At 43.9% G+C, this 301-nt stretch carries 1 protein-coding gene; it reads left to right on the forward strand.

Translation table 11 applies throughout. From position 1 onward, the window contains the following. Positions 1–227: hypothetical protein (locus tag R0K30_RS21515; protein ID WP_410612828.1), on the forward strand; the 227-nt coding region annotated here is incomplete at its 5' end. Between the last annotated feature and the right edge of the window lie 74 nt (positions 228–301).

Below are 301 nucleotides of genomic sequence, written 5' to 3' on the forward strand. Positions count from 1 at the left end.
TAGCTAATTGGGAGCCGTTAAACGAAGAGTGCTACGAAAAACCATGGCCTGGCACAGAAAACTATCTAAATTTTGGGCAAGATGGTGCAGGCAATATGTTTGTCGCTAAACCAAGGGAGGGCTTTAAAGTCGTGTACTTCTTTGACCACGAAACTGGTGATCTCGAATCATTAAATATAGATATTCCAACCTTCATCAAGAAGGTGCGGGAGTGGAATGAAAACTAACAAGTTTGTCCAGTTGACGTTTTGGTCTACGCTTCGTTTTGGCGTGGCTTCGCCACTGTACGCCAAAACTTCAC

This window comes from Bacillus sp. SIMBA_154, assembly GCF_046536015.1.
Taxonomy (GTDB): domain Bacteria; phylum Bacillota; class Bacilli; order Bacillales; family Bacillaceae; genus Bacillus; species Bacillus pumilus_P.